This window comes from Methylobacterium sp. CM6241, from assembly GCF_054817845.1.
In genome coordinates, this window is sequence record NZ_CM139246.1 from 1480893 (window position 1) to 1505898 (window position 25006).

A 25006-nucleotide genomic window follows, 5' to 3' on the forward strand; every position below is an offset into this window, starting at 1 on the left:
TCGCCCGCGAATCCCCTCCGAGAGGACATATCGACATCATGGCAGTTGAAGCATCCGGTGCCGCGAGCGAACTCGTACAGGTCGTAGCGCTGCTCGCCGCCGGCGTCGTCGCGGTGCCGGTCTTCAAGCGGATCGGCCTCGGCTCGGTCCTCGGCTACCTCGTGGCGGGGCTCGCCATCGGCCCGTTCGGCCTCGGCCTGTTCTCGGATGCCCACGCCATCCTGCATGTGGCGGAACTCGGCGTGGTGATGTTCCTGTTCATCATCGGGCTGGAGATGGAGCCGTCGCGGCTCTGGGGCATGCGGCGCGAGATCTTCGGCCTCGGCCTCGCCCAGGTCGGCGTCTGCATCGCCGCGCTCATGCTCGTCGGCATCGCCATGGGGTTCTCGCCTGCGATCTCCTTCGTGGCCGGCACCGGCTTCGTCCTCACCTCCACCGCCATCGTCATGCAGCTTCTCGAAGAGCGCGGGTCGCTCTCGACGCCGAAGGGACAGCGCATCGTGGCGATCCTCCTGCTCGAGGACCTCGCCATCGTGCCGCTCCTCGCCATCGTGGCGCTGCTGGCCCCCGGCGGGCAGGCGACCGGCACGATGGACCGCGTCTATGGCATCGGTATCGCCCTCGGGTCCGTGGCTGCCCTGGTGGCGGCAGGGCGCTGGCTGCTCAACCCGCTGTTCCGCCTGCTGGCCGCGGCCAAGGCCCGCGAGGTGATGACGGCGACGGCCCTCCTCGTCGTGCTCGGCTCGGCCCTGGCCATGCAGCTCGGCGGGTTGTCCATGGCCATGGGTGCGTTCCTGGCGGGCGTCCTGCTCTCGGAATCGAGCTTCCGGCACCAGCTGGAGGCCGATATCGAGCCGTTCCGGGGCATCCTGCTCGGCCTGTTCTTCCTCGGCGTGGGCATGTCCCTCGACCTCACGGTCATCGCCGCGAACTGGGCGCTCATCCTCACGGGCGTCGCCGCCTACATGGTGGTGAAGAGCATCGTCATCTACGCCATCGCCCGTCTCCTGCGCGCCTCGCATCCCGAGGCGATGGAGCGTGCGGCCCTGATGGCCCAGGGCGGCGAGTTCGCCTTCGTGCTCTATGCCGCCGCCGCGAGCGCCGGCATCATCGACGGCACCACCAACGCCATCCTGACGGCGACGATCATCCTCTCCATGGCCGTCACGCCGTTGATGGTGATCGCCTTCGACCGCCTCGGCCCCAAGGCCTCGGTCTCGACGGAGGGCGTCGAGGTGCCGGAAAATCTCGTGGGTAGCGCCCTCATCATCGGCTTCGGCCGATTCGGGCAGGTGGTGAGCCAACCGCTGATCTCGCGCGGCTGCTCGGTCTCGATCATCGACACCAACCCCGCCTATATCCGCGTCGCCGAACAATTCGGCTTCAAGGTCTATTACGGGGACGGTACGCGCCTCGACATCCTGCACGCGGCCGGGGCCGCCACGGCACGGGCGATCCTGATCTGCATCGACGACCGCGAGGCCGCGCGGCGGATCGCCGAACTGGCGAGGGCCGAGTTCCCCCTCGTTCCCGTCCTCGCCCGCGCCCGCGACCGCGAGCACGCGATCGAGCTCATCCATGCCGGAGTCGCCTACCAGCTTCGCGAGACGCTCGAATCGGCCCTGGCCTTCGGCGAGCAGGCACTCCTGGCCATCGGTGACGAGCCGGATTCCGCCAGCGCGGTCATGGCCGAAGTCCGCCGCCGCGACGCCGAGCGGCTCGATATGGAGACCGTGGGCGGGATCTATGCCGGGCGCGACCTGATCCGTGGGAATGCGGCGGAGGCTTGAGGCGCGGCGCTCATTGTCGCCGGGCGTGCGTCATACCTCTGGCGGTGCACCGGGATTGCCTTCGTGGCGGTCCCGCTGCGCCGCCGCGCGGGCGAGGAGCAGCAACGTCACCGGGGTCGTCACGGTGAGGAACACGCCGATGAGGGCGTCACGCAGGACGAGGCGGCCCTCGATCAGGGACAGGAGCAGCATCGAGCTCATGAGGATTAGCGCCATGCCCAGCGTCGCGCCCAGGGTGGGGGCATGGACGCGCTCGTAGAACGTCCGGAGGCGAATGAGGCCGAAGGCGCCGGTGAGCGAGAAACCCGCGCCGACGATCGCCAGCGCCACCACCAGCCACGCGGCCCAGACTGGAAGTTCAGCGTCGTTCACTGGATCACCTCGCCCTGCATCAGGAACTTCGCCAGCGCCACGGTGGCGGTGAAGCCGATCATGCCGAGGATCAGGGCGGCCTCGAAATAGAGGCCGCTGCCGGTGCGCATGCCGTGGACCACCACCGCCAGCATGCCGTTGAGGTAGAGGGTGTCGAGACCGAGGATGCGATCCTGGGCGCGGGGGCCGCGCAGCATCCGCCATGCGGCGAGCGCCATGGCGAGAACCAGCATCCCCTGGGCGAAGCCGAGGCCCCAGTCGAGAACGGTGTTGGCGCTCATGGGAAGAACCTCACGGGACGAAGAAGATCATGGGACGAAGAAGATTATGGGACGAAGAAGATCATGGGGCGAAGATCTGCATCAGGGGGCGCTCGTAGCGGTCCTTCACCCGCCGCACCCATTCCTCGCCATCCGTGTAGTCGAGCACGTGGATGAGCAGGCAGCCCGTGTCGGAATCGTACTGGACCCAGAGGGTGCCGGGCGTGCCGGTGAGGATGATCGACAGGATCGCGAGGCCGAACGGCTTGCGCATGTCGAGGGGAATCGTGACGAAACCGGTCCGCCGCTCGCCGCCGCGAAGCCCGAGGATGATGCGGGCGACATCGATGTTCGAGCGCACCATGTCGTAGAGCACGATCACGGCGAGCCGGGCGAGGGTGCCGGGCGCCCGCACCCGCACCGAGGGAGGACGGAGCGCCAGCATGACGGCAGGAACCGTGAGGCCGACCAGCAGCGCCAGCAGGACATTGCCCGGTGAGAGCGGCGCGTTCAGGAGTAGCCAGGTCGCGGCGAGGCAGGCCGACAGGATAGGGTAGGGCAGGAGGCGGCTCACGATCCACCGCCTTCCCGCGTCGGCCCGAGGACGGCCCGAACGTATTCCTGCGGCTGCGCCAGCCAGCGCACGGTCTCGTCGGCATAGGCGAGGGCCGGGCCGCCCCAGAGGGCGAGCGCCACACAGGCGGCGAGCAGGCCGGCGAGAGCGGTGAATTCCGAAAGGCGCAGGACCGGCGGCGGGTCGTCGCTCGGAACCCAGAGGTTCTTGATCCCGAGCCGCACCATCGGCATCAGCGTGGCGAAGCTCGACAGGGTCAGCGCTGTGATGAGCCACCAGGCGGACGCGGTCATCGTGGCCGTGGTGAGCCCCGTGAAGATCGCGAGCTTGCCGACGAAACCGGAGAGCGGGGGAACCCCCGCCAACATCAGCGTGCAGACGAGGAAGCCGCTCCCGAGGAGCGCCACCGCAGCGGGGATCGCCCGGCCGATCTCCGTGGCGTCGGCATCGTCGAACGGGTCGCGGTACTCGTCGGCGAAGACGGCCTGGGCGGCCTCCAGCGGGTCGCGGCCGCGCTGCAGGATTTCGGCGAGCAGGAACAGGGCGCCCGCCGCGAGGGTGGAGCCGAGGAGGTAGTACAGGGCGCCCGAGAGCGCCCGGTCACTGCCGCTCCCCAAGGCCGCCAGCACCGTGCCCGACGAGATCATCACCGCATAGCCCGCCGCCCGCGTGAGGTCGCGCGCCGCCAGGATGCCGATGGCGCCATAGGCCATCGTCGCGAGACCGGCGGCGAGGATCCAGGTCTGTCCGAACCCCTCCGACAGTCCCGCCCCGAACAGAAGCAGGCTCAGGCGCACCACCACGTAGATGCCGACCTTGCTCAGGATCGCGAGGATCGCGGCCGCCGGCGCACTCGCTGCCGCGTAGGTGGTGGGCAGCCAGAACCCGAGCGGCCAAGCGCTGCACTTGATCAGGAAGGCGATGCCGAGGATCGCGCAGCCGATCTCGAACAAAGCGAGTTCCCCCGCCTCCGGCGCCGCGAGCCGCCGGGCGAGGTCAGCCATGTTGAGGGTTCCCATCGTGCCGTAGATGAGGCTGACGCCGACGAGGAAGAACAGCGAGGCGACGAGGTTGACCGCGATGTAGCCGAGGCCGGCCCGGATTCGCGTCTCGCCCGATCCGTGCAGGACGAGACCGTAGGAGGCGGCCAGCATCACCTCGAAGAACACGAACAGGTTGAACAGGTCTCCGGTGAGGAAGGCGCCGTTGACGCCCATCAGCAGCAGGAGGAACAGGCCGTGGAAGCGCGGACCCGCCCGGCCCCAGCGGGCGAAGGAGAAGACCAGGGCGCATAGGCCCAGCACGCTGCCGAGCGCCAGCATCAGGGCCGAGAGCCGGTCTGCCACCAGCACGATGCCGTAGGGCGCGGCCCAATTGCCGAGGCGGTAGATCTGCGCCGCCTCGCTCGCGCGCCAGACGAGGATGAGGGATATGCCGAGGAGGGCCAGCACCGTGGCGAGGCTGAGCGCCCCTTTCAGCCGACTCCGGCGCTCGTCCATGAGGAACATCGCCCCGGCCACCGCGATCGGCAGAACGATGGGCAGGACGACAAGATGGTCGGTCCAGTCGCTGACCAGGGGGGCATTCAGAACCGTGGCGTTCATGGATGCGGGTTCTCTGGATTCGGCTCCGCCAGATGCGGCTCGCGGCCGTCCACATGGTCGCTGCCGGTGATGCCGCGGGCGGCGAGCAGCACGACGAGGAAGAGCGCGGTGAGCGCGAAGCCGATCACCAGGGCGGTGAGGACCAGGGCCTGCGGCACCGGATCGTCCACGGAGACGATGTCGGCCCCGGCTCCGAGCACCGGCGGGGCGCCCACCGTCAGCCGGCCCATGGCGAAGATGAACAGGTTGACGGCGTAGCTCAGCAGCGAGATGCCCAGCACGACCTGGAAGGTGCGGGGACGCAGCATCAGCCAGATGCCCGAGGCGGCGAAGACGCCGATCCCCAGGGACAGCACGATCTCCATCAGGCGGGCTCCTTCTCGACGACCCGCTCCACGCCCGCCTCGGCGGGGCGGGTGCGCCGCAGGGATTGGTGAGCCAGGGCGACGAGCATCAGCGCGCTCGCGCCCACCACCAGCACCATGATCCCGAGATCGAACAGAAGCGCGCTCGCCATCGGGACCTTGCCGAGCAGAGGCGGCTTCCAATAGGCGAAATAGGCGGTGAGGAACGGACGCCCGAACAGCCAGGAACCGGCGCCGACCGAGACGGAGACCAGCAGGCCGATGCCGATCCACGAGATCGGCTGGATCCGCAGCCGCTCTTCGACCCACTGCGCGCCCTGAGCCATGTATTGCAGCATGAAGGCGATGGTGAGCGCGATGCCCGCCGCGAAGCCGCCCCCCGGCAGGTCGTGGCCGCGCAGGAACAGATGCAGGGCGAGGAGGACGATGAAGGGGAACAGCCACGTCATCACCACGCGCGGGACGAGGAGAGCATCGGCGGTGGTGTCGCCGAGCTCGCGGCCCTCGCGGGCATCGTCATAGGCGTCGTGGTTCACCTGCTGCTTGGGAGGACCGAGACTGTCCGAGGCGGGGCGGAAGCGCCGGAGAAGCGCGAACACCGTCAGGCCGACGATGCCCAGCACGCAGATTTCGCCCAACGTGTCGAAGGCCCGGAAATCCACCAGCAATACGTTGACGACGTTGCGTCCGCCCGCCTGCGGGTAGGCCTCCTCGATGAACCAGCGGGCGATCCCGTCGACGGCGGGCCGGGTCATCACCGCGTAGGCTAGGCCGGCGAGCCCGAGGCCGGCAAAGGCGGCGATGCCGAGATCGATCATCCGTCGACGGCGGGACCGCGTCTTCTCCCAAGCCGGCGCCGGAATTGCCGCGTCGCGCTTGGGCAGCCAGCGCAGGCCCAGCAGCAGCAGCACGGTGGTGACGATCTCCACCAGGATCTGCGTCACCGCGAGATCCGGGGCGGAGAGCCAGAGGAAGGTGAGGCTGCTCACGAGGCCCGCCCCGCCGACGAAGATGGCGGCGGAGAGCCGGTGGTACTTCGCCCGCTCCGCCGCGCCGATGGCGCAGGCCGCGCCCACGAGCCACATCAGCGCGAAGGCCGGGTCGAACTCCGTGGTCTTGCCCGGCGCGAACAGGTCGAGCCCCCGTGTGGCTCCCGTCACCAATGCGGCCAGGAGCACGGTGAGGAAGAGAATGCGCAACTGCGCCTGGAGCCGCTCGGCGCCGAGCCCGGCTTCCAGGCGGCGCGCGCCGTTCACGAGGCCGGTCATGGTCCGCTCGAACAGCCAGCCGCCGTCGATCCGGTCCATCAGCCAGGGGCCGCCGCGGGGATTGGTGTTGATCCGCCGCCCGAACGCAACGTAGAGCGCGATGCCGCCCAGCAGCGCCACCATGCTGAGTGCAAGCGGCGCGTTGAAGCCGTGCCAGATGGCGAGGTCGTAATCGGGGGTCCGCTCGCCGAGGACCGCCCGGACCGCGCCTGCGAGGAGGGGACCGATCGTCAGGTTCGGCACGAGGCCGATGGCGACGCAGACGAGGACCAGCAGCTCGATCGGGATGCGCATCCAGCGGACCGGCTCGTGGGGCGCGTGCGGCAGGTCGTGCGGGGCGGGTCCGAAGAAGGCCTGCCGGATGAAGCGCACGGAATAGAGCATGGTGAAGGCGCTCGCCAACGTCGCCAGCACCGGCAAGGCGAGATTGAGCAGGTGGCCGTCCGCGTTGTCGACCGCCTCGGCCAGGAACATCTCCTTCGACAGGAAGCCGTTGAGGAGCGGCACACCCGCCATCGCGGCGGCGGCGACCATCGCCAACGTCGCCGTATAGGGCATGGCCCGCCACAGACCGCTGAGGCGGCGCATGTCGCGCGTCCCGGTCTCGTGGTCGATGATGCCCACCGCCATGAACAGCGAGGCCTTGAACGTTGCGTGGTTCACCGTGTGGAAGATCGCCGCCACGACGGCCAGCGGCGAATCGAGGCCGAGGAGCAGGGTGATCAGCCCGAGATGGCTGATGGTGGAATAGGCGAGCAGACCCTTGAGGTCGTGCTGGAAGATCGCGCTCCACGCGCCCACCAGCATCGTGATCATGCCGGCGGTGCCGACGATCCAATACCAGGCCTCGGTGTTCGCCAGCACCGGCCAGAACCGGATCATCAGGAAGATGCCGGCCTTCACCATGGTGGCTGAATGCAGGTAGGCGCTGATCGGCGTCGGTGCCGCCATGGCGCGCGGCAGCCAGATGTGGAACGGGAACTGCGCCGACTTCGTCAGCGCGCCGGCCAGCACCAGAACCAGGGCCGGCAGGTAGAGCGGATTGTTGCGGATCGTGTCGCCCGAGGCGAGCACCGCCGAGAGGTCGTAGCTACCGACGATCTGCCCGATGAGCACCAGACCGACGAACAGGCAGAGGCCGCCGGCCGCCGTGATGGTCAGCGCCATCCGCGCGCCGTCCCGGGCGGAGGCGTTGTCGGACCAGTAACCGATGAGCAGGAACGAGACGATGCTCGTCAATTCCCAGAAGACGAAGAGTTGGATCAGGTTGCCCGAGAGCACGATGCCCAGCATCGCGCCGACGAAGGCGAGGAAATACGAGAACAGACGCGGCACCGGGTCCGCTTCCGCCATGTAATAGCGCGCATAGAGGACCACGAGCGCGCCGATCCCGAGCACCAGGACGGCGAACAGCCAGGATAGCCCGTCGAGCCGCAGCACGAGGCGGACGCCCAACGTCGGCAGCCAGTCGACCGCCCAGATGACGGGGTCCGGGCCTGCGACGGCGGGGTAGAGGAGCCCGATGCAGGCGAGGCAGGTCACCATCACGACACCCGCAACGATCGCGGCGGCGTTGCGTGCGTGGCCCGGCAGGCAGATCGCCACGACGCTGCCGAGGAAGGGCAGGATGGCGGCGATGGCGAGGAGCAGGTGGGGCGGCATCGGCTCGGGCAATACCCTCGTTGGGCGGGAGCGCCCTCCATGGGGTGCGGGGCGTCCGGCGAAACCAGGAGCGGGGCGCTCGCGCGGGTCGAGTGCGGTATAGGACGCAACATCAGACGTGGCGAGGGCGGAGAGCGCCAAGATTCCGTAGAATCCCCGCGACATCTCCCCGGTCATGGTCTGGCCCTGCCGAGATAGAGCCTTGCTCGTTCAATGCCCGATATCGCGAGGACAGGTATGTCAGGTCGAAGGATGGCCTTCCATCCGCGCCCGGAACGTGGCGGCCTCCGCGCGCAGCCATTCGGTCGTGGCTTGTACGCTGGGTTTCGAGAGGCCTGCCTCGCTGGTGACGAGATGGTAGATATGACCGTCCAGAACCGGCCCGAACGGCTGGACGAGTTGGCCCGCCGCCAGTTCCGCTTCCACGAGGGCGAGGCTCAACAGGGCGACCCCCTGGCCCGCCACCGCGGCCTGGATCGCGTGCCCTTCGTCGGAGAAGCGGATCTGGCCGGGCCGGGATGGACAAGGCAATCCCGCGCGATCGAACCAGGTTTCCCAGGTCGGGTTCAGCGGATGCTTCCGTCTCCAACGGAAATGGATCAGCGGCGCGGCTTCAGGATCGTCGCCCGTTAGGTCGTCGAAGGCGATCTTGCGGAGGAGAGGGTTGACCACAGGCGCGAAACGATCGGCGAACATCGCCTCGGCGGAGAGGCCCGGATAGGGGCCGCGCCCGTAACGAATGGCGAGGTCCGCGCCGGCGGCATCGAGATCGATGGCGTCATCCGAGGCCAGCAGATGCAGGTCGATATCCGGATGGAGAGCCCGGAAGCCGGACACCCTCGGGACGAGCCATTTCGCCGTGAACGCGCTCGTGGCGGTGATGGTGATCTGTACCCGACTCCGCACTCGCGTCAGGCGGGCAATGGCGGCTTCGAAGGCATCGAACCCCTCGCGCAGGACAGGGTATAGCTGGAGACCGGCCTCGGTCAGCATCACCTGGCGGACCCGTCTCTCGAAGAGGCTCAGTCCGATATTCTCTTCGAGGCCGCGGATCTGGTGACTGATCGCGGTTGGCGTCACCGCGAGCTCGGCCGCCGCAAGCTTGAAACTCCCGTGTCGTGCCGCGGCTTCGAAAGCACGCAGAGCGCCGAGCGGCGGTAGGCGGCGTCGCAGACCGAGATGAGATCCGCTCATCCATCACCCGAGGATTTGGAGTTTGTCGCGCTCCAGATTCGAGCCCACCTCTCCGCCATCGGAGCGGCTGGGGCAAGATGGGTTCATGCCGCTTTCCCGTCCATCGAAAGCGAGACGACCATGCTGGAACGCATCATCACGCAGCCAGACAATTATGAGCCTTTCCTGCTGTCGCAGGGCATTCGGTATGGCGGCCTTCTCTTCGTCTCCGGCCAGGCCGGGGCGGATGATGACGGGCGGATCGTCGACGGTGGCTTCATGGCACAGGGCGAGCAGGCCTTCTCCAACCTCCGCAGGGTGTTGGAGGCTGGCGGATCGAGCCTGAAGGACGTGGTGAAGGTGACGATCTTCGTCACCGACATGGACCACTTCCGGGACGTCGTGGCATTGCGCCGCCGGTACTTCACCGCGCCCTATCCCGCCGACACCATCGCCGAGGTCAAGGCGCTCTACGATCCCCGGGCCATGATCGAGATCGAGGCCATTGCGGCCGTCAGCGTCAGGGGCGCTTGAGATGGATGTGCTGGCGACGATGCCGGATCCCGACGCCCTGCGCCGTCTCCTGACGCCGTCGGCCATCGGACCGATGGCGCTTCGGAACAGAATGGCGGTCGCCCCGATGACGCGGGTCAGCGCCGGGTCGGATGGCCGTGCGACGCAGCGCATGGCGGATTACTATGCCGCCTTCGCGACCGGTGGCTTCGGCCTTGTCATCACCGAGGGCCTCTACACCGACACGGCGCATTCTCAGGGTTACCTGTTCCAGCCGGGTCTTGCCGACACCGAACAGTGCGATGCCTGGAAGCCGATCGTCGAAGGCGTGCATGGGCACGGTGCGAGGATCATCGCACAGCTGATGCATGCCGGGGCCCTCTCACAGGGGAACGCGTTCCGGACCGGGACCAGGGGACCTTCGGCGGTGAAGCCCAAGGGTCGGCAGATGATCTTCTATCGCGGAAGCGGTGAGTATCCGATCCCTGATTCCATGTCGGGACCGGACGTCAGGTCGGTCGTGATCGGCTTTGCCGAGGCGGCGGTTCGGGCACGGGATACGGGCTTCGACGGTGTCGAGATCCACGCGGCGAACGGCTACCTCCTGGACCAGTTCCTCAGCGAGGAAACCAACCTGCGCCAGGATCGCTACGGCGGCGACGTCGTTCGGCGGATGCGCCTCATCGTCGAAGTCGTGGATGCCGTCCGGAAGGCCGTGGGGCCCGATTTCGTGTTGGGCCTCCGCATCTCCCAGGGCAAGGTCAACGACCTCACACATAAATGGAGCGGGGGCGAGGACGAGGCCGCCGCCATCTTCGGTACGCTCGGCGGCCTGTCCATCGATTATCTGCACACGACAGAGCATGAGGCGTGGCAGCCCGCCTTCGAGGCGACGGCAAGTCTGGCGGCTCTGGCCAAGCGCCATGGCCGTCGACCCGTGATCGCCAATGGTGGTCTTCATCGGCCATCGCGGGCGGCCGGTCTCATGGCTGCTGGCGAAGCGGACTTCGTGTCTCTCGGACGCGGAGCTCTCGCCAATCCGGACTGGCCGCGCCGCGTAGCGGGAGGACTTCCCCTCGATGAGTTCGACGGCGCGCTCCTGTCTCCCATCGCCGATCTCGAGAATGCCGAGGCCTATCGGCGGCGCTCCGCCGCCACGCCCGACTGAGACCGAAACGACCCTGGGTTCCGGTGTCCCTCGATGGCCGGCCTATTCCCGTCGGCGAGATACCGGCTTGCTGAGATAGGCCGAGCCCGCGAGGAGGAAGCGCCAGGGGGTGTCCGCCCCGCGCGTGATGCCGATGCGGCGGTCGGCCAGGATCTCCGGCGTCGCGTCCCGTCGCTCCAGCTCGAAGGGCGGCCGGTCGAGGGGAAGACCGTCCTGCAGGCTCGTCACCGCCAGGGCCTGACACAGGCGGCCCGGTCCCGCGCAGAGGAGGCGGAGGGCGTCGAGCCCGCGCCGCTCGCGCATGGTCTCGATCCCCTCCTTCGGCTCGATCGCGCGGATCAGTACCGCGCTTCCCAGTTCACAGACGAGGTTGAGGCACCAATGCATGCCGTAGGACCGATAGACATAGGCATGGCCCGGCGGCCCGAACATGCTGGCATTGCGCCGGGTCGGCCCGTTGAAACTATGGGAGGCCGGGTCGCTCCGGTCATAGGCCTCGGTCTCGACGACGAGCCCGCCGATCCCGGAGACGAGGAGGCGGCATCCGATCAGGTCGGAGGCGACCGCCGCCGCCGGCCGCGCATAGAAATCCGCCCCGAGGCTCACGGCTTGCCCGAGGCTCACGGTTTGGCGGAACCGCCATCCAGCACGCGGGCGATGCCGTCCGGCCCGAGTTTCAGGGCCACGCGGATTGCGCGTTCGACGAAGGCCTGAGGCGTCAGCCCGCCGAGTTTGGCCGCTCGCGACACGTCGAGGCCGAGGCCGAGATCGATCGCCACCGGCGTCGTGCGGGGGGCAGGGGCCGGCGCTTCCGCCGCCACGCCCGGAGGAGGCACCACCGCCGGGACGGCGGGGGACGGAACCGGTTCGCCGGCCGGAGCGAGACCGAGGGCCTGCCGCCGACCCTGCGCCGCCAGCCGGTCGGCGCGCTCGTTGCCGACATTGCCGGTATGGCCCCGCACCCAGGTCCACTTCACGTCGCGGGCGGCGTTGAGGGCGTCGAGCTCCTGCATCAGCTCGACGTTCTTCACCGGCCCGGTGCTGGTGCGCCAGCCCTTCGCCTTCCAGCCGCGCATCCATTCGGTCACCGACTTGATGACGTACTGGCTGTCGCAGCGCATCTCGATTGCCGATCCGGCGGGGAAATGCGACAGGGCCTTGATCGCCGCCGTCAATTCCATCCGGTTGTTGGTGGTGGCGCGGTCGCCGCCGCAGAGCTCGATCTTGCCCTCCGGCCCCTCGATCACGACGCCCCAGCCTCCGGGGCCCGGGTTCGGATCACAGCCGCCATCGGCATAGGCGACGGCGCGGGCGAGGGCGGGCTTCGTTGTCGTCATGACGCTGATCTCATGTCCGGGGCAGCGGGGCCCCTAGCACGAGGCGCAGGGTCAGGGCGATTGTGGGGGCGCACCTGCGGGCCGGATCTCGTAATGGATCGGCTTGAAGGCATTGTTGTTCGATTGCAGAGCCGAGCAGGCGGTGAGCCCGATGATGAGGTCGGTTTCGGCCTCGAAGGTCACACGGTCGCCGGCCCGGCTCAGGGGCGGCTCGACCTTTAATTCCCCGGTCTCGCCGTTCACCACGACGTTCATGAACACGTTGAAGGCCACCGGGATCCGGTCCGGCTCGATGCCATAGGGCGCGAGCGCGGCGGCGAGGTTGCCGAAACAGCCGCGGTGCGGATGCGTGTCGCCGTAAATGATGCGGAAGGTGTCCGCAGAGCAGGGGGTCAGCAGGAAATCGTGCCGCCCCACCGTATCCTCGACAATGCGCAGCAGAACGTTGGAGCGGTTCGAGTAGATCGGGTCGCCCGTCGTCAGGTAGATGCGGCTGGCGTAATCGAGGGTCCGGCCCGACGAGATCACCTCCTCGCGGTCGGCCGCGGAGAAGGCCAGAAGATCGGCGACCTGCTCGCCGTTCGGGTCGATCACGGTGAGGCGGTCGCCCTTGGCCAGTTCGAAGGCGACGCCGCTGCGGGGCGCGATCTCGTGGCGTCGGACCGGGGGGAGGGCGATGTCAGGCGGCATCGCGGCCATCCCGAAGAGCGGAGTCGCCGGCCCTGGTCCCAGTCTCGCGCCCCCTGAACGGGCAGACCCAATCTCCTTCGACGGCGCGGCCGCTGTATTGGCGCGCTTCCGATGTCTCGCCATGCCGCGCCAGCATCGGGTTGATCGAGCCGGCAAGGGCTTCATCGCGGGCGAGAATGGCCGAGCGCAGACCCTCGTAACGGCCCTCCGCCCGCAACTGCTCGAACTGAGCGCGGACGTTGAAGACGAGGACGGGGTGGGAAAAGCGGCGGGCCGGACGGCTCGCGCCCGGATGCATGCCGACGAGGAAGAACGCCTCCCCGCCGAAGGACAGGGAGAAATGCGGGTCGTCCGGGTCGGCCTGCACCCGCTTGTCGTAGCGCTGGCCGAGAAAGACGTCCTTGTCGGAGAGGGATTGCACACGCGCCCACAGGTGCCGCTCGAACTCCTCTTCGCTCTGGCGCTGAGACGCTTCGAAGACGACGGCGAAGCTCTGGAACAGTTTCGGGTCGGCCCGGTAGCGGCAGATGAAGGCCAGAAGCGCCGGATAGATCCGCGTATCGTCCCAGCCGGAGGCGATGTCGCGGGCCACTAGAACCTTCAGTTGCCCCTTGGCGAGAGCCGATTTCGCACCGACGCAGGGGAAAGGCTGACTCTTGATGAAGGCGTGAAATTCCTGAGCGAGCGGATGCCCGGCATCGTCGGTGGGAAACAGCATGGTGCTCCGGATCGTCTCTGGTCTGAGCTCCGCAAGCGGACCCGGAGGCCCGCGCTGCGAGGACATGGCCAACCAATCGCGGCAGGGGAGGTTCCGACTCTCGTTGAGCTAGAACGTCGCTGTCCACAGAGTTTCCGGAATCACCAACAGATGAGGCCCAGGATCTCGATAAATTAGGATAATCTAGGTCGGTCTCCTTTCGTACGTTGTCATGGAGATAAAGGGGTCGTTGTCATGGGACACCTTGACGCTCTCTTGCTACCGCTCCGGCCGTTTGTCGCGCGCTGCTAAATATAGGCGGAAGCCAGCTCCGGTGAATGCGACAGGGCATGGGCAAGCACCTCCAGCGATTGCATGATCTCGGCGCGGCCGGCGAGTCCTCCAAGGCAGATCCGCACCGCTTCCGGCGCTTCTCCTGCGGCGAGGAAAGCGTCGCTCGCCACAGCGCCAATTCCGGCTGCGCGCGCCTGGCTTGCGAAGGCCGAACGGGTCCAGCCTTCGGGCAGGGACAGCCAGAGGTGGAAGCCGGCGGGGTCGGCGGTCACGCCGTGCCGCCCCAGCATGTCGGCGGCGATGGCCTGCCGCGCAGTCGATTCCGAGCGCACGAAGGCCAGGATCGCCTCTGCGGTGCCGTCATTGATCCAGCGCGTCGCGAGAGCCGTGGTGATGGGGGAGGCCATCACCGTCGATGCGCGCAGGGCGGACGTCAGTTGGAGTGCCGCGCGGGCACTGGGGGCCAGCATGTAGGCGAGCCGCAGGCCGGCACCGAGGCACTTGGCGAGGCCGGCCACGTGATAGGTGATCTCCGGCGCAAGGCGGTAGAAACTCGCAACCGGAATCATCGGCACGAAACCGTAGGCGTCGTCTTCGATGATCGCCACGTTGTAGCGTCGCGCCACGGTGACGATGGCCTCGCGTCTCTCCGGCGAGATCGTGATCGTGGTCGGGTTCTGTAGGGTCGGGTTGAGGTAGAGCGCCTTCGGCGCATGACGGGTGCAGGTGGCCGCGAAGGCCGCGGCGTCGATCCCTTCGCCATCCATGGGCAGGCCGACGAGGCGCAGGTTGAGATGAGCGGCGAGCGCCCGCGCGCCGGGATAGGTCAGCGCCTCGCAGCAGATTGTGTCGCCGGGTTGCGCCACGAGGCTCATCACGGCTCCGAGCGCCGCATGGGCGCCGGGGCAGATCAGGAGTCGGTCGCGAGGCGCGTCGAGGCCGCGGCGGCGCAGCCATTCCACCGCCGCGTCCTTGTCGTCGGGCGTCCCGCCGAAACCCTGGTAGCGCAGCAGATTGGCGAGATTCTCCGAGACCGAGGCGAGGCCGCCCCTCATCCGCTCGAGCAAAGCGGGGTCGTCGGGTTCCGGCGGCAAGTTCATGGTGAAATCGACGGGGCCGTGCCGGCGCTCCGGTGCCGCCCTCGGCTGCGTGACGCGGAGCGCCGGTTCGGCGACGAAGGTCCCCTGGCCCACCCGCGCTTCAACGAGCCCCCGGCGCTGCGCCTCCACATAGCCGCGCGCCACGGTGGTGAAGTTCAGGTCCAGCCGCTCGGCGAGGACGCGCTGGGGCGGGAGACGCTCCGCGACGGCGAGACGCCCGGTCCGAATATCGTCGGCAATGGCCTCGACGATGGCGAGGTAATGCGGCTTGCCCCAGCGGCGGAGGTCCGGCGTCCATCCCTCCGGCGAGACGAGGAGAGGCAAGGTCGGCCGGGCGGACTTGGCCGATCGCTGGCTGTTGGTCATCGCGAAACCGATCAATATCCATTCAATCCGGTATTGTATGGAAAGCAACCGCCATGCCGTGATATACCGTAAGGTTCTGGATCTGAATTTCCGGTCAATGCATTCAAATAGATCGTGAGTATAGTGTCCATTGTGTCGAGTATATATGCATCCAATGCTCGCTTTTTAAGCGATCGGCACGCTGGTCAGAGCCTTCGCATTCGACGGACATTGACCGCATGATTGACTGTATCCGTCAGCGCGGATTTGGCTGGATCGAACTCCACCGGCTGCTGGCATGCGGTTTGCCATCTCCTCATCAGCCGTCGCTGCTCGTGATCGCGGCGGATATCGAGATGACGGGGAGTATTTGCGATGCCAGCCGTGACCGCCGAGCACCATAAGAAGGGCGATTACTTCGTCGATTACGAAGAGAAGGTCTTCGAGGACGTGAAGGCCGAGCCGGGCCAGAAGGCCCTCGTCACCTTCCACACCGTGGCCTTCGAGGGCTCCATCGGTTTCGTGAACCTGCTCCAGGCGACGCGGCTGCTGCGCAAGGGCTTCGAGACCTCCGTCCTGCTCTACGGGCCGGGCGTGACGCTCGGCGTCCAGCGCGGCTTCCCGACGCTCGGCGACGAGGCCTTTCCCGGCCACATGAACATGAACAACCAGATCGTGAAGTTCCTCTCTGAGGGCGGCAAGGTCTATGCCTGCCGGTTCGCGCTGCAGGCGCTCTACGGCCATGGCGAGCCCTCGCTGATCGAGGGTATCCGCCCGATCGCCCCCACCGACGTCCTCGACCTCGTGCTGCTGCACAAGCGCGACAACGCCGTGGTCATCGACACCTGGACGGTCTGAGGCCGTTCTGACCCTCCCCCTCTGTGGTGGAGGCGGGAGAGGGGCGACCTCTCCAGAGATGGCGCTCCCCTCTCCCGACCCACTTCGTGGGCCACCCTCTCCCGCAGAGGGGAGAGGGAATGCTCGCGGACCATGGCGAACAGGGAACAGGCCGATGTCCGAGTCACGCATCGTGCGCGCCGCCGCCGTCCAGATTTCCCCGGATCTGGAGCGGCCGGGCGGGACGCTGGAGAAAGTGCTCGCCGCGACAGACGAAGCGGCGGGGAGGGGCGCACGGTTCATCGTGTTCCCCGAGACTTTCGTGCCGTACTACCCGTACTTCTCCTTCATTGCCCCGCCGGCGGCACAGGGGCCCGAACATTTGCGCCTCTACGAGGGCGCGGTGACGGTGCCGGGGCCGGTGACGCAGGCGGTCTCGGCCGCCGCGCGCCGGCATGGCGCGGTGATCGTGCTCGGCATCAACGAGCGCGACCACGGCTCGCTCTACAATGCGCAGCTCATCTTCGACGCGGATGGGACGCTGCTGCTCAAGCGCCGCAAGATCACGCCGACCTACCACGAGCGCATGATCTGGGGTCAGGGGGACGGTGCCGGCCTCACCGTGGTCGAGACGGCGGTGGGCCGGGTCGGGGCGCTCGCCTGCTGGGAGCATTACAACCCGCTCGCCCGCTACGCCCTGATGGCGCAGCACGAGGAGATCCACGCGGCCCAGTTCCCGGGCTCCATGGTCGGGCAAATCTTCGCCGACCAGATGGAGGTGACGATCCGGCACCACGCGCTGGAGGCGGCCGCCTTTGTCGTCAACGCCACCGGTTGGCTCACCGAGACACAGATCGCCAAGATCTCTCCCGACGAGCGGATGCGCGGGGCCCTGCGCGGCGGCAATTGCACCGCCATCGTCTCGCCTGAAGGCAAGCACCTCGTTCCGCCGATGACGGAGGGCGAGGGCATCCTCGTCGCCGACATGGACATGGCGCTGGTCACCAAGCGCAAGCGGATGATGGATTCGGTCGGCCATTACGCCCGCCCCGAACTCCTCAGCCTCAACCATGACGCACGTCCCGCCCGCACGGTGGTGACCACGCCCGCATTGGACATCCCGCATCCCCGGAGCACCGACCATGAGCGACTCTCCGCTGCTGACCTCCCCGGCCGCTTCCTCGCCGGTGCCGTCCCCGGTCTACCAGGGGATGCCGACAGAGCACCTGATCAACGCGCTCCAATCCTACGGAGTCAGGTTGGCTGACACCCGCGCCGGGGTCGCCAGCCGCCGGGGCGGGGCCGGCCCTTCCGACCACAAGGCGATGACCATCGCCGGCCGCACCGTGATGGTGCCGGTCCATACCGCGAGCGCCTTCGATTCGCCCTACCTCGTGCGCCGGCCGGATGCCGACGGGTCGAGCCTCATCGAGCATGACGGCACCGTGATCGGTCGGGTGACGTTTCCGGGCAAGCCCCGGTTCTACGGGCTCCAGACCCTCGACGGGGTGCCCTATTCGAAGATCGCCGTGCTGCACGGGCGCGACGTGCTCGCCACCACGGTGCTGCAGACCTGCATCCGCTACCAGAGCCGCACCAAGACCTGCCAGTTCTGCTCCATCGGACAGTCGCTCGCGGCCGGACGAACCGTCGCCCACAAGACGCCACAGCAACTCGCGGAGGTCGCCCGCGCGGCCGTGCTTCTCGACGGCGTCAAGCACATGGTGATGACGACGGGTACGCCCAACGCCACCGACCGGGGGGCGGCGGTGCTCTGCGAGAGCGCCTTCGCGGTGAAAGCGGCGGTGGACCTGCCGATCCAGGCCCAATGCGAGCCTCCCGATGACGACCGCTGGTTCGCTCGGCTGAAAGCGTCGGGCGTCGATGCACTCGGTCTGCATCTCGAGGCGGTGACGCCGGAGGTGCGCGCCGCGATCATGCCCGGCAAGGCGAGCGTGCCGCTGGACCGCTATTTCGACGCTTTCGCCGCCGCCGTTCCGGTCTTCGGCAAGGGCCAGGTCTCGACCTATATCCTCGCCGGGCTCGGAGACACGACGGAAGCGATCCTCGCCATGGCCGAGCGCCTGATCGGCATGGGAGTCTACCCGTTCGTGGTGCCGTTCGTGCCGATTTCCGGCACGCCGCTGGAGGACCATCCCGCCCCCTCGCCGGATTTCATGCATTCCGTGCTCCAGCCGCTCGCGGCGATGCTGGTGGGGGCGGGTTTGCGCTCCACCGACATCAAGGCCGGGTGCGGCCGCTGCGGCGCCTGTTCGGCCCTCTCCACCTACGAGCGGTGAGCTGGACGATGTTCGAGCCCGTCCCCGCCTACCGGTCGAGCCATTTCCGGATCAAGTTCGCCACCGCGCCCTGGGAGCGGAGCGGAACGGCCGCCCTGCGTCGCCAGGTCTTCTGCGCCGAGCAGGGGATCTTCGAGGGCGACGACCGCGATGCCATCGACGCGGCGGCGGTCCCGATCTGCGCCCTCTCGACCCTCGGCGGCGCGCCGGACGCGGTGGTCGGCACCGTGCGCATCCACGAGACGACCGACAATCCCGGTGAATGGTGGGGCTCGCGCCTCGCGGTGGCGCGGGATCACCGCCGGATCGGTGCCCTCGGTGCCGGACTGATCCACGTGGCGGTGGCCTCCGCCCATGCGCGCGGATGCACGCGCTTCCTCGCCCATGTGCAGAGTGCCAACGCGATCCTGTTCCAGGCTCTGCACTGGACGAGTCTCGCCGAGATCGAACTTCATGGGCGGCCGCATCACCTGATGCAGGCCGATCTCGCCCATTACCCAGCCATGGCGGACCCGGAGCACGGCCTCGTCACCCTCCTGAAACAGGCGGCGTGAGCATGGGCCAGATACAATCCCTCGCCGAGATCGCGCGACATCTCCGAGACGGGCGCGGCCTCGCCCATAAACGCGACATCGACGCGGTGATCGGGCGGCTCGGCCTGGGCGACCGTGCGCTCGCCGTGCCCCTGGGCGACGATTGCGCCGCGATTCCCGATGGCGACGGCTACCTCCTCCTCGCCATCGAAGGGTTCATGGATAGGTTCGTCGCCGACGATCCGTATTTCGCGGGGTTCTGCGGGGTGATGGTCAATGTCAGCGACATCGCGGCCATGGGCGGACGCCCGATAGCCGTGGTCGACGCACTGTGGAGCCGCGACCAGGCCCATGCCGACCCCATGCTCATGGGCTTGAGGGCGGGGGCAGAGACCTTCGGCGTGCCCATCGTCGGCGGCCACAGCAACACGCGCAACGCGGGCGAGCATCTCGCCGTGGCCATCCTGGGCCGTGCGAAGACATTGCTCACCAGCTTCGACGCCCGGCCCGGCGACAGCCTCGTGGCGGCGATCGACCTGCGCGGCGCCTTTCGCGGTCCGCACCCCTATTGGGACGCGGCCAGTGCCGCGCCGGCCCTTCGCCTGCGCGGCGATATCGAACTGTTGAGCGGCATCGCCGAGGACGGGCTGGCCAAGGCGGCCAAGGACATCAGCATGGCCGGCCTCGTCGGTACGGCGCTGATGCTGCTCGAATGCTCCCGCGTCGGCGCGTCGATCCGGCTGGACCGCATCCCGCGCCCCGAGGGGATCGACCTCGTTCGCTGGCTCACCGCCTTCCCGAGCTTCGGCTACCTGCTCAGCGTTCCGCCCGGGAGTGTCGAGGCGGTGCTGGGGCGCTTTACGCAGCGGGGGATCGCGGCCGCCGCCATCGGCGGCATCGATGCGAGCCGTGTCGCCACCCTCGCCGAGAGTGAGGACGAGGCCGTCATCTGGGATTTCGCAGCCGGTCCCCTCATCGGCTGCGGGCAAGGGGAGTGACGCGAATGGGTGAGCCGCTTCGCATCGCCATCCTGGCGCATTCCACCAATCCGCGCGGCGGGGTGGTCCATGCCCTGGCCCTCGGCGAGGCGCTCGTCGCCCTCGGCCACGAGGCCGTGGTCCATGCGCCGGACCCTTCGGGCAGCGGCTTCTTCCGCCGGGCCGCCTGCCCGGTGACCTCGGTCGCCGCGCGGCCGGTCTCGGGCTCCACGGTGGAGCTCGTGCGCATCCGCATCGAGGATTACCTGCGCCATTTCGCATCGCCGGCGGCCTGCGACTACGATGTCTTCCATGCGCAGGACGCCATCAGCGGCAATGCGCTTGCCACCCTCGCGCGCCGCCGCCTGATCCCCGGCTTCGTGCGGACGGTCCATCATGTCGACCTCTTCTCCGACCCCCAGCTCGCCTATTGGCACGACCGGGCGATCTTCGACGCCACCGCCCTCCTGTGTGTGAGCAGCCTCTGGCAGGGCGCACTGACGCGGGATTACGGTCTCGACGCGCTCAATGTCGGCAACGGTGTCGATACCGGCGCCTTCGGCCCCGCGCCGGGGGAGGGGGATGCGGCGCTCCGTGCGCACTGGGGCCTCGGTGACGGTCCCGTGCTCCTCAGCGTCGGTGGGTTCGAGGAGCGCAAGAACACCCTCGCCATCATCGAGGCCTTCGCGCGTTTGAGGGGTGAGCGACCGGACGCGCAGCTTCTCGTCGTCGGCGGTGCCTCGCTCCTCGACCATTCCGGCTACCAGGCCCGGTGCCGGGCCGCCCTCGACCGGAACGGCCTCACCCTCGGCCCCGGCCGGGCGGTGGTGGAGACGGGACCGGTGCCTCAGGCGGCGATGCCGGCCTTCTATCGCCTGGCCGACGCACTGGTCTTCCCCTCGCTGAGGGAAGGCTTCGGCCTCTGCGTGCTGGAGGCGATGGCGAGCGGAACGCCCACCCTCGTGTCCGACCGGCCACCCTTCACGGAATATCTGACGACCGGAGACACCGTGTTCGTCGATCCCGAGGACGAGGGAGCGATCTTCAACGGCCTGCGCGCTGTCCTCGAACCGTCCCTCCGCGGCCGGTTGGCGAGAGCAGGGATCGCTGTCGCCGAGGCCCATTCCTGGCGCGCCTGCGCCGAGAAGCACGAGTCCGCCTACGCGGCGCTCGCCGCCCGCAAGCAGGAGATGTCGGATGCCTGAGATGCATTTCCACGTGCGCTGGCCGGATGGCCGGCGCGAGGCCTGCTACTCGCCCTCCCTCGTCATCAAGGAGCATTTCGGAGTCGGCGAGACCTACGCCCTCGACGAGTTCGTCGCCCGCAGTCGGACGGCGCTGACCATCGCCAGCCAGCGGGTGGAGGCGCGCTACGGGTTTCCCTGCAGCCTCGCCCTCGGGCAGCTCGCGCGGATCGAGGCCGGTGCCAAGGCGCTCGCCGCGTTGCCCGATGCCCGCGTGCGGGTCGAGGCCTTCGAGGAATAGCGGACCGAGCCTGAAGGACGCCCCATGGACCAGATCCTGACGCCCCCCTCGCACCATTCCGTCATCGTCGTCGGCGGTGGTCAAGCCGGATTGTCGATGAGCTATCAGCTCCGGCAGCACGGCATCGACCACATCGTGTTCGAGAAGAACACCATCGCGCATGCCTGGAAGACGCAGCGCTGGGACAGTTTCTGCCTCGTCACGCCGAACTGGCAATGCCAGCTGCCGGGCTTCCCCTATCCGGGTGCCGAGCCGCATGGATTCATGCCGAAGGACGAGATTGTCGGCTACATCGAGGCCTATGCCCGGGCGATCGAAGCCCCCGTGGCAGAGGGGGTGACCGTCACGTCGATCCGCCGCCGCGCGGGCGGCGGGTTCGCCGTGGCCACGAGCGGTGGCGATCACACGGCCGACCAAGTGGTGATGGCGATCAGCGGCTATCACGTGCCGTCGATCCCGGCCTTCTCCGCGCGGCTGCCCGCCGGATTGCGGCAGATCCACTCCTCGACCTATCGCAATCCGGGTCAGATGCCGGACGGTGCGGTGCTGGTGGTGGGCTCCGGCCAGTCCGGCTGCCAGATTGCCGAAGATCTTCACCTGGCGGGCCGCAAGGTCCATCTCGTGGTCGGCAGTGCGCCGCGCTGCCCGCGCGTTCATCGCGGGCGCGATGCCGTCGATTGGCTCGCCGATATGGGCCAGTACGACCTCCCCGTGGAGAACCACCCGCTTAAGGAGGATGTGCGGCGCAAGGCCAACCACTACCTCACCGGCCGCGACGGCGGCCGGGACATCGACCTGCGCCGTTTCGCCCTGGAAGGCATGAGCCTCCACGGCCGTCTCGACGCCATAGACGGGCCGGTGCTGCGCTTCGCCGATGATCTGGCCCGAAACCTCGACAACGCGGATGCGGTCTATACCGGCATCCAGGGCGCCATCGACAGGCACATCGCCGCCAAGGGGATCGATACTCCCGAACAGCCGCATTACAGCCCGCTCTGGGCGCCGGGACCTCACGCGCCGAGCCTCGATTGCCGGGCCGCTGGGATCGGCAGCGTGATCTGGGCGACGGGCTTCCGCGCCGATTACAGCTTCATCGACGCCCCCGCCTTCGACGGGCGCGGCTTGCCGATTCACACGCGCGGCGTGACCCCGGTGGATGGGCTCTACTTCATCGGCCTGCCCTGGCTCCACACCTGGGGCTCCGGCCGCTTCTCCGGCATCGCGCGGGATACAGAGTATTTGGCAGAGCGGGTGGTGGAGAGGGGGGCGAAACGCTCTGTCGGGGAGCCCCTTTCGATGGCGAGTTGAGGCAACAAAAACCGCCTCCGTCGAGTCACCCGGACCATTGCGTACGGTCCGGGTGACTCAGCATCTACTTACAGTTCGACTGTTGGATCACCCGATGATCTTGTCGATGGTGATCGGCAGGTCGCGGATGCGCTTGCCGGTGGCGTGGTAGACTGCGTTTGCGATGGCGGCGGCGGTGCCGACGATGCCGATTTCGCCGAGGCCCTTCACGCCCATCGGGTTGGCTTTGTCTTCCTCCTCCACGAAAATCACGTCGATATCGTGGATGTCGGCATTCACCGGCACGTGATACTCGCCGAGATTGTGGTTCATGAACCGGCCGACCGCGTGGTCGAGCATTGATTCTTCCTCCAGGGCCGAACCGATCCCCATCACCACGCCGCCGAGAATCTGGCTGCGCGCCGTCTTTGGATTGATGATCTTGCCCGCCGCGATGGCGGACACGATCCGCGTGAGCCGGACCTGGCCGAGTTCCTCGTCGATCTTCACCTCGGCGAAGATGGCCGAATGCGTGTAGGAGGCGAACTCCTTCGCGTGCCCGGCATCGGGCCCCGCGCTCTCCGTAGCCTCGACCTTGTCGACGCCCGCGGCCGCCATGGCCTCCACCAGCGAGACGCTGCGCGACGGATCGCCCGCCACCTCGATGCGCCCGCCGATGAAGACGACGCGGTCGAGATCGACATTGGCAAGGGGTGAATCGTCCATGGCGCGGGCCATGGCGAAGACATCCACCGCGATCTTGCGGCAGGCCTTCATCACCGCCGTGCCGGACGAGGCCGCTGTCCACGAGCCGCCCGCGACGGGGGCTTCCGCCAAATCCGTGTCGCCGAGCTTCGTCGTCACGTCCTCCATGGGCAGGCCAAGGGCATCGGCCGCGATCTGGGTGAGGATCGTGTAGGTGCCGGTGCCGATATCCCCGGTGGAATTGCCGACCACGAGCTTGCCATCGGTGGTGAGCGTCGCCTGTGCCGAGGATTTCTGCATCAGGGCTTCCCACACGCCCGTGGCCATGCCCCAGCCGACGAGTTCCTTGCCGTCGCGCATGGAGCGCGGCTCGGGATTGCGCTCCGACCAGCCGAACCGCTCGGCGCCCTGCTCGTAGCAGGCGCGCAGGGATTTCGAACCGAAGGGCTTGCCCTCGGTCGGGTCCCTATCGGTGTAGTTCTTCAGGCGCAGGGCGATCGGGTCCTGCTTCGTCGCGTAGGCCAGTTCGTCCATGGCGATTTCGAGGGCGAAGACCCCGGTCACCGCCCCCGGCGCGCGCATGTCGGAGGGCGTGAACGTGTCGATCTGCGTCAGTCTGTAGTCGAGGGCGACGTTCTCGCAGCCGCCGTAGAGGATCGCCGACCAGTTGACGACGACCTCCTGGTAATCCTCGAACCGCGAGGTGCCGGACAGGGCTTCGTGACGGAGCGAGAGCAGTTTGCCCCCTTCGTCGGAGCCCAGCGAGATCGTCTGGCGCACGTCGGGGCGATAGCTCATCGTGAACATCTGGTCGCGGGTCAGCACCACGCGCACCGAGCGCTCCAGTTCGCGCGCGGCCATCACCGCGAGGAAGAGCTGGTATTGCGGGCGCAGGCCGAGGCCGAAGCCACCCCCGAGATACGGGTTGAGCACCCGCACCTTGTCCTTGTCCATGCCGAACACGCCGGCGATGTAGCCCTGGCTGTTCGAGACGCCCTGGATCTTGTCGTAGACGGTGATCCGGCCATCGCCCTCCCACACCACCGTGGACGCGTGCGGCTCCATCGGGTTGTGATGCTCGACGGCGAGCGTGTAATCGTTGCGCAGCCGCACCGGCGCAGAGGCGAAAGCGCCCTCGGCATCGCCCCAGGGCTCCGGCGGCGGCTTGATTCCCGCCCGCTTCATCGGCGGTACGTAGCCGAACTCGCGCTGGCGCTCGACATCGGTGAGGGGCTCCTCGACCTCGTAGGCGACCTTGATCAGCGACGCGGCATAGCGGGCAGTGTCGAAATCCTCTGCGACGACCAGCGCGACGGGCTGCCCGCTGTAGAGGATCTTGTCATCGTAGAGGGCGCGGAACGGCGAGCCGGGGGGCGCCACGGCGTCCTGATAATTATAGTCGAGCCACGCCGTGCGTGGCCGGTTCTCGTGCGTGAAGACTTTGACGACACCGGGGACGGCCTCCGCCGCCGCTGTGTCTATGGCGGTGATGCGTCCTTTGGCGATGCCGCCGGAGACGACGTAGCCATGGGCGAGGTCGGCGGCGGTGAATTCGCCCGCGTATTTCGCGAGGCCGGTGACCTTTGCGGGTCCGTCGACGCGGCTGCGCGCGGTGCCGACGAAGCTGTCCGTGCCGGTGGAGGAAATGCTGTTTGCCATGTCTGGACGGG

At 68.0% G+C, this 25006-nt stretch carries 24 protein-coding genes; 11 read left to right on the top strand and 13 right to left on the bottom strand.

The window, feature by feature from the left end:
- Positions 1 to 38: 38 nt before the first annotated feature.
- The gene (locus tag ACYQR9_RS06860; RefSeq protein ID WP_461229132.1) at positions 39 to 1790 is read left to right on the top strand and encodes a monovalent cation:proton antiporter-2 (CPA2) family protein; all 1752 of its coding nucleotides are present in this window, start codon (positions 39 to 41) and stop codon (positions 1788 to 1790) included.
- A gap of 30 nt (positions 1791 to 1820) precedes the next feature.
- On the opposite strand, the gene mnhG is transcribed toward ACYQR9_RS06860, so the two are convergent.
- The 7 genes from mnhG to ACYQR9_RS06895 form a co-directional block, all read right to left on the bottom strand.
- A complete protein-coding gene (gene mnhG, locus ACYQR9_RS06865; protein ID WP_056427896.1) occupies positions 1821 to 2162 on the bottom strand; it encodes a monovalent cation/H(+) antiporter subunit G in 342 nt (113 codons plus the stop codon).
- Positions 2159 to 2443, bottom strand: a complete 285-nt coding sequence (locus tag ACYQR9_RS06870; protein WP_018041825.1) for a K+/H+ antiporter subunit F — start codon at positions 2441 to 2443, stop codon at positions 2159 to 2161. The genes mnhG and ACYQR9_RS06870 overlap by 4 nt, the downstream gene beginning before the upstream one ends.
- Positions 2444 to 2504: 61 nt before the next feature.
- A complete protein-coding gene (locus ACYQR9_RS06875) occupies positions 2505 to 2996 on the bottom strand; it encodes a Na+/H+ antiporter subunit E (RefSeq protein ID WP_461229133.1) in 492 nt (163 codons plus the stop codon).
- The gene (locus tag ACYQR9_RS06880; protein ID WP_461229134.1) at positions 2993 to 4600 is read right to left on the bottom strand and encodes a monovalent cation/H+ antiporter subunit D; all 1608 of its coding nucleotides are present in this window, start codon (positions 4598 to 4600) and stop codon (positions 2993 to 2995) included. Before ACYQR9_RS06880 ends, ACYQR9_RS06875 begins: the two co-directional genes overlap by 4 nt.
- Entirely contained in the window at positions 4597 to 4965 is a 369-nt protein-coding gene (locus tag ACYQR9_RS06885) for a Na+/H+ antiporter subunit C (RefSeq protein WP_018041828.1), read from the bottom strand. The genes ACYQR9_RS06880 and ACYQR9_RS06885 overlap by 4 nt, the downstream gene beginning before the upstream one ends.
- Complete coding sequence (locus tag ACYQR9_RS06890) at positions 4965 to 7895, bottom strand: monovalent cation/H+ antiporter subunit A (RefSeq protein WP_461229743.1); 2931 nt, start codon at positions 7893 to 7895, stop codon at positions 4965 to 4967. The genes ACYQR9_RS06885 and ACYQR9_RS06890 overlap by 1 nt, the downstream gene beginning before the upstream one ends.
- A 240-nt stretch (positions 7896 to 8135) precedes the next feature.
- A complete protein-coding gene (locus ACYQR9_RS06895; protein WP_461229135.1) occupies positions 8136 to 9089 on the bottom strand; it encodes a LysR substrate-binding domain-containing protein in 954 nt (317 codons plus the stop codon).
- Between the two features lie 120 nt (positions 9090 to 9209).
- Here ACYQR9_RS06895 and ACYQR9_RS06900 point away from each other — a divergent pair, with 120 nt between their 5' ends.
- The gene (locus ACYQR9_RS06900) at positions 9210 to 9602 is read left to right on the top strand and encodes a RidA family protein (RefSeq protein ID WP_461229136.1); all 393 of its coding nucleotides are present in this window, start codon (positions 9210 to 9212) and stop codon (positions 9600 to 9602) included.
- Between the two features lies 1 nt (position 9603).
- Positions 9604 to 10749: an NADH:flavin oxidoreductase gene (locus tag ACYQR9_RS06905; protein ID WP_461229137.1), complete on the top strand. Its 1146-nt coding sequence runs from the start codon at positions 9604 to 9606 to the stop codon at positions 10747 to 10749.
- A 42-nt stretch (positions 10750 to 10791) separates the two neighbouring features.
- Here the strand turns inward: ACYQR9_RS06905 and ACYQR9_RS06910 are convergent, their stop codons facing one another.
- The 5 genes from ACYQR9_RS06910 to ACYQR9_RS06930 all read right to left on the bottom strand — a co-directional run bounded on the left by ACYQR9_RS06910 (position 10792) and on the right by ACYQR9_RS06930 (position 15233).
- On the bottom strand, positions 10792 to 11355 hold the full coding sequence (locus tag ACYQR9_RS06910) for a DNA-3-methyladenine glycosylase (RefSeq protein WP_461229744.1): 564 nt from the start codon (positions 11353 to 11355) through the stop codon (positions 10792 to 10794).
- Positions 11356 to 11369: 14 nt separating this feature from the next.
- Complete coding sequence (rnhA, locus tag ACYQR9_RS06915) at positions 11370 to 12086, bottom strand: ribonuclease HI (RefSeq protein ID WP_056427876.1); 717 nt, start codon at positions 12084 to 12086, stop codon at positions 11370 to 11372.
- A 51-nt stretch (positions 12087 to 12137) separates the two neighbouring features.
- Positions 12138 to 12785: a DUF1989 domain-containing protein gene (locus tag ACYQR9_RS06920; protein ID WP_461229138.1), complete on the bottom strand. Its 648-nt coding sequence runs from the start codon at positions 12783 to 12785 to the stop codon at positions 12138 to 12140.
- Entirely contained in the window at positions 12766 to 13494 is a 729-nt protein-coding gene (gene gntA, locus ACYQR9_RS06925) for a guanitoxin biosynthesis heme-dependent pre-guanitoxin N-hydroxylase GntA (RefSeq protein ID WP_056427872.1), read from the bottom strand. Before gntA ends, ACYQR9_RS06920 begins: the two co-directional genes overlap by 20 nt.
- Before the next feature lie 287 nt (positions 13495 to 13781).
- Positions 13782 to 15233, bottom strand: coding sequence for an aminotransferase-like domain-containing protein (locus ACYQR9_RS06930; RefSeq protein WP_461229139.1), 1452 nt, complete (start codon positions 15231 to 15233; stop codon positions 13782 to 13784).
- A 354-nt stretch (positions 15234 to 15587) separates the two neighbouring features.
- On the opposite strand from ACYQR9_RS06930, the gene ACYQR9_RS06935 reads away from it, so the two are divergent.
- The 8 genes from ACYQR9_RS06935 to ACYQR9_RS06970 all read left to right on the top strand — a co-directional run bounded on the left by ACYQR9_RS06935 (position 15588) and on the right by ACYQR9_RS06970 (position 22652).
- Positions 15588 to 16070 carry an MSMEG_0572/Sll0783 family nitrogen starvation response protein gene (locus ACYQR9_RS06935; protein ID WP_056427869.1) on the top strand — a complete coding sequence of 161 codons (483 nt, stop codon included), beginning with the start codon at positions 15588 to 15590 and terminating at the stop codon, positions 16068 to 16070.
- A 154-nt stretch (positions 16071 to 16224) separates the two neighbouring features.
- Positions 16225 to 17316 carry a Nit6803 family nitrilase gene (locus ACYQR9_RS06940; protein WP_461229140.1) on the top strand — a complete coding sequence of 364 codons (1092 nt, stop codon included), beginning with the start codon at positions 16225 to 16227 and terminating at the stop codon, positions 17314 to 17316.
- Positions 17261 to 18349, top strand: a complete 1089-nt coding sequence (locus ACYQR9_RS06945) for an MSMEG_0568 family radical SAM protein (RefSeq protein ID WP_461229745.1) — start codon at positions 17261 to 17263, stop codon at positions 18347 to 18349. The genes ACYQR9_RS06940 and ACYQR9_RS06945 overlap by 56 nt, the downstream gene beginning before the upstream one ends.
- An 8-nt stretch (positions 18350 to 18357) precedes the next feature.
- The gene (locus ACYQR9_RS06950; RefSeq protein WP_461229141.1) at positions 18358 to 18903 is read left to right on the top strand and encodes an MSMEG_0567/Sll0786 family nitrogen starvation N-acetyltransferase; all 546 of its coding nucleotides are present in this window, start codon (positions 18358 to 18360) and stop codon (positions 18901 to 18903) included.
- Between the two features lie 2 nt (positions 18904 to 18905).
- Positions 18906 to 19880 (top strand): sll0787 family AIR synthase-like protein, encoded by a 975-nt coding sequence (locus tag ACYQR9_RS06955; protein WP_461229142.1) that lies wholly within the window; start codon positions 18906 to 18908, stop codon positions 19878 to 19880.
- A 5-nt stretch (positions 19881 to 19885) separates the two neighbouring features.
- Positions 19886 to 21064, top strand: coding sequence for an MSMEG_0565 family glycosyltransferase (locus ACYQR9_RS06960; protein ID WP_461229143.1), 1179 nt, complete (start codon positions 19886 to 19888; stop codon positions 21062 to 21064).
- Positions 21057 to 21344 carry an MSMEG_0570 family nitrogen starvation response protein gene (locus ACYQR9_RS06965; RefSeq protein ID WP_207413000.1) on the top strand — a complete coding sequence of 96 codons (288 nt, stop codon included), beginning with the start codon at positions 21057 to 21059 and terminating at the stop codon, positions 21342 to 21344. Before ACYQR9_RS06960 ends, ACYQR9_RS06965 begins: the two co-directional genes overlap by 8 nt.
- A 24-nt stretch (positions 21345 to 21368) precedes the next feature.
- Positions 21369 to 22652 carry an MSMEG_0569 family flavin-dependent oxidoreductase gene (locus ACYQR9_RS06970; protein ID WP_461229144.1) on the top strand — a complete coding sequence of 428 codons (1284 nt, stop codon included), beginning with the start codon at positions 21369 to 21371 and terminating at the stop codon, positions 22650 to 22652.
- An 87-nt stretch (positions 22653 to 22739) separates the two neighbouring features.
- On the opposite strand, the gene ACYQR9_RS06975 is transcribed toward ACYQR9_RS06970, so the two are convergent.
- Positions 22740 to 24995, bottom strand: coding sequence for a xanthine dehydrogenase family protein molybdopterin-binding subunit (locus ACYQR9_RS06975; protein WP_461229145.1), 2256 nt, complete (start codon positions 24993 to 24995; stop codon positions 22740 to 22742).
- Between the last annotated feature and the right edge of the window lie 11 nt (positions 24996 to 25006).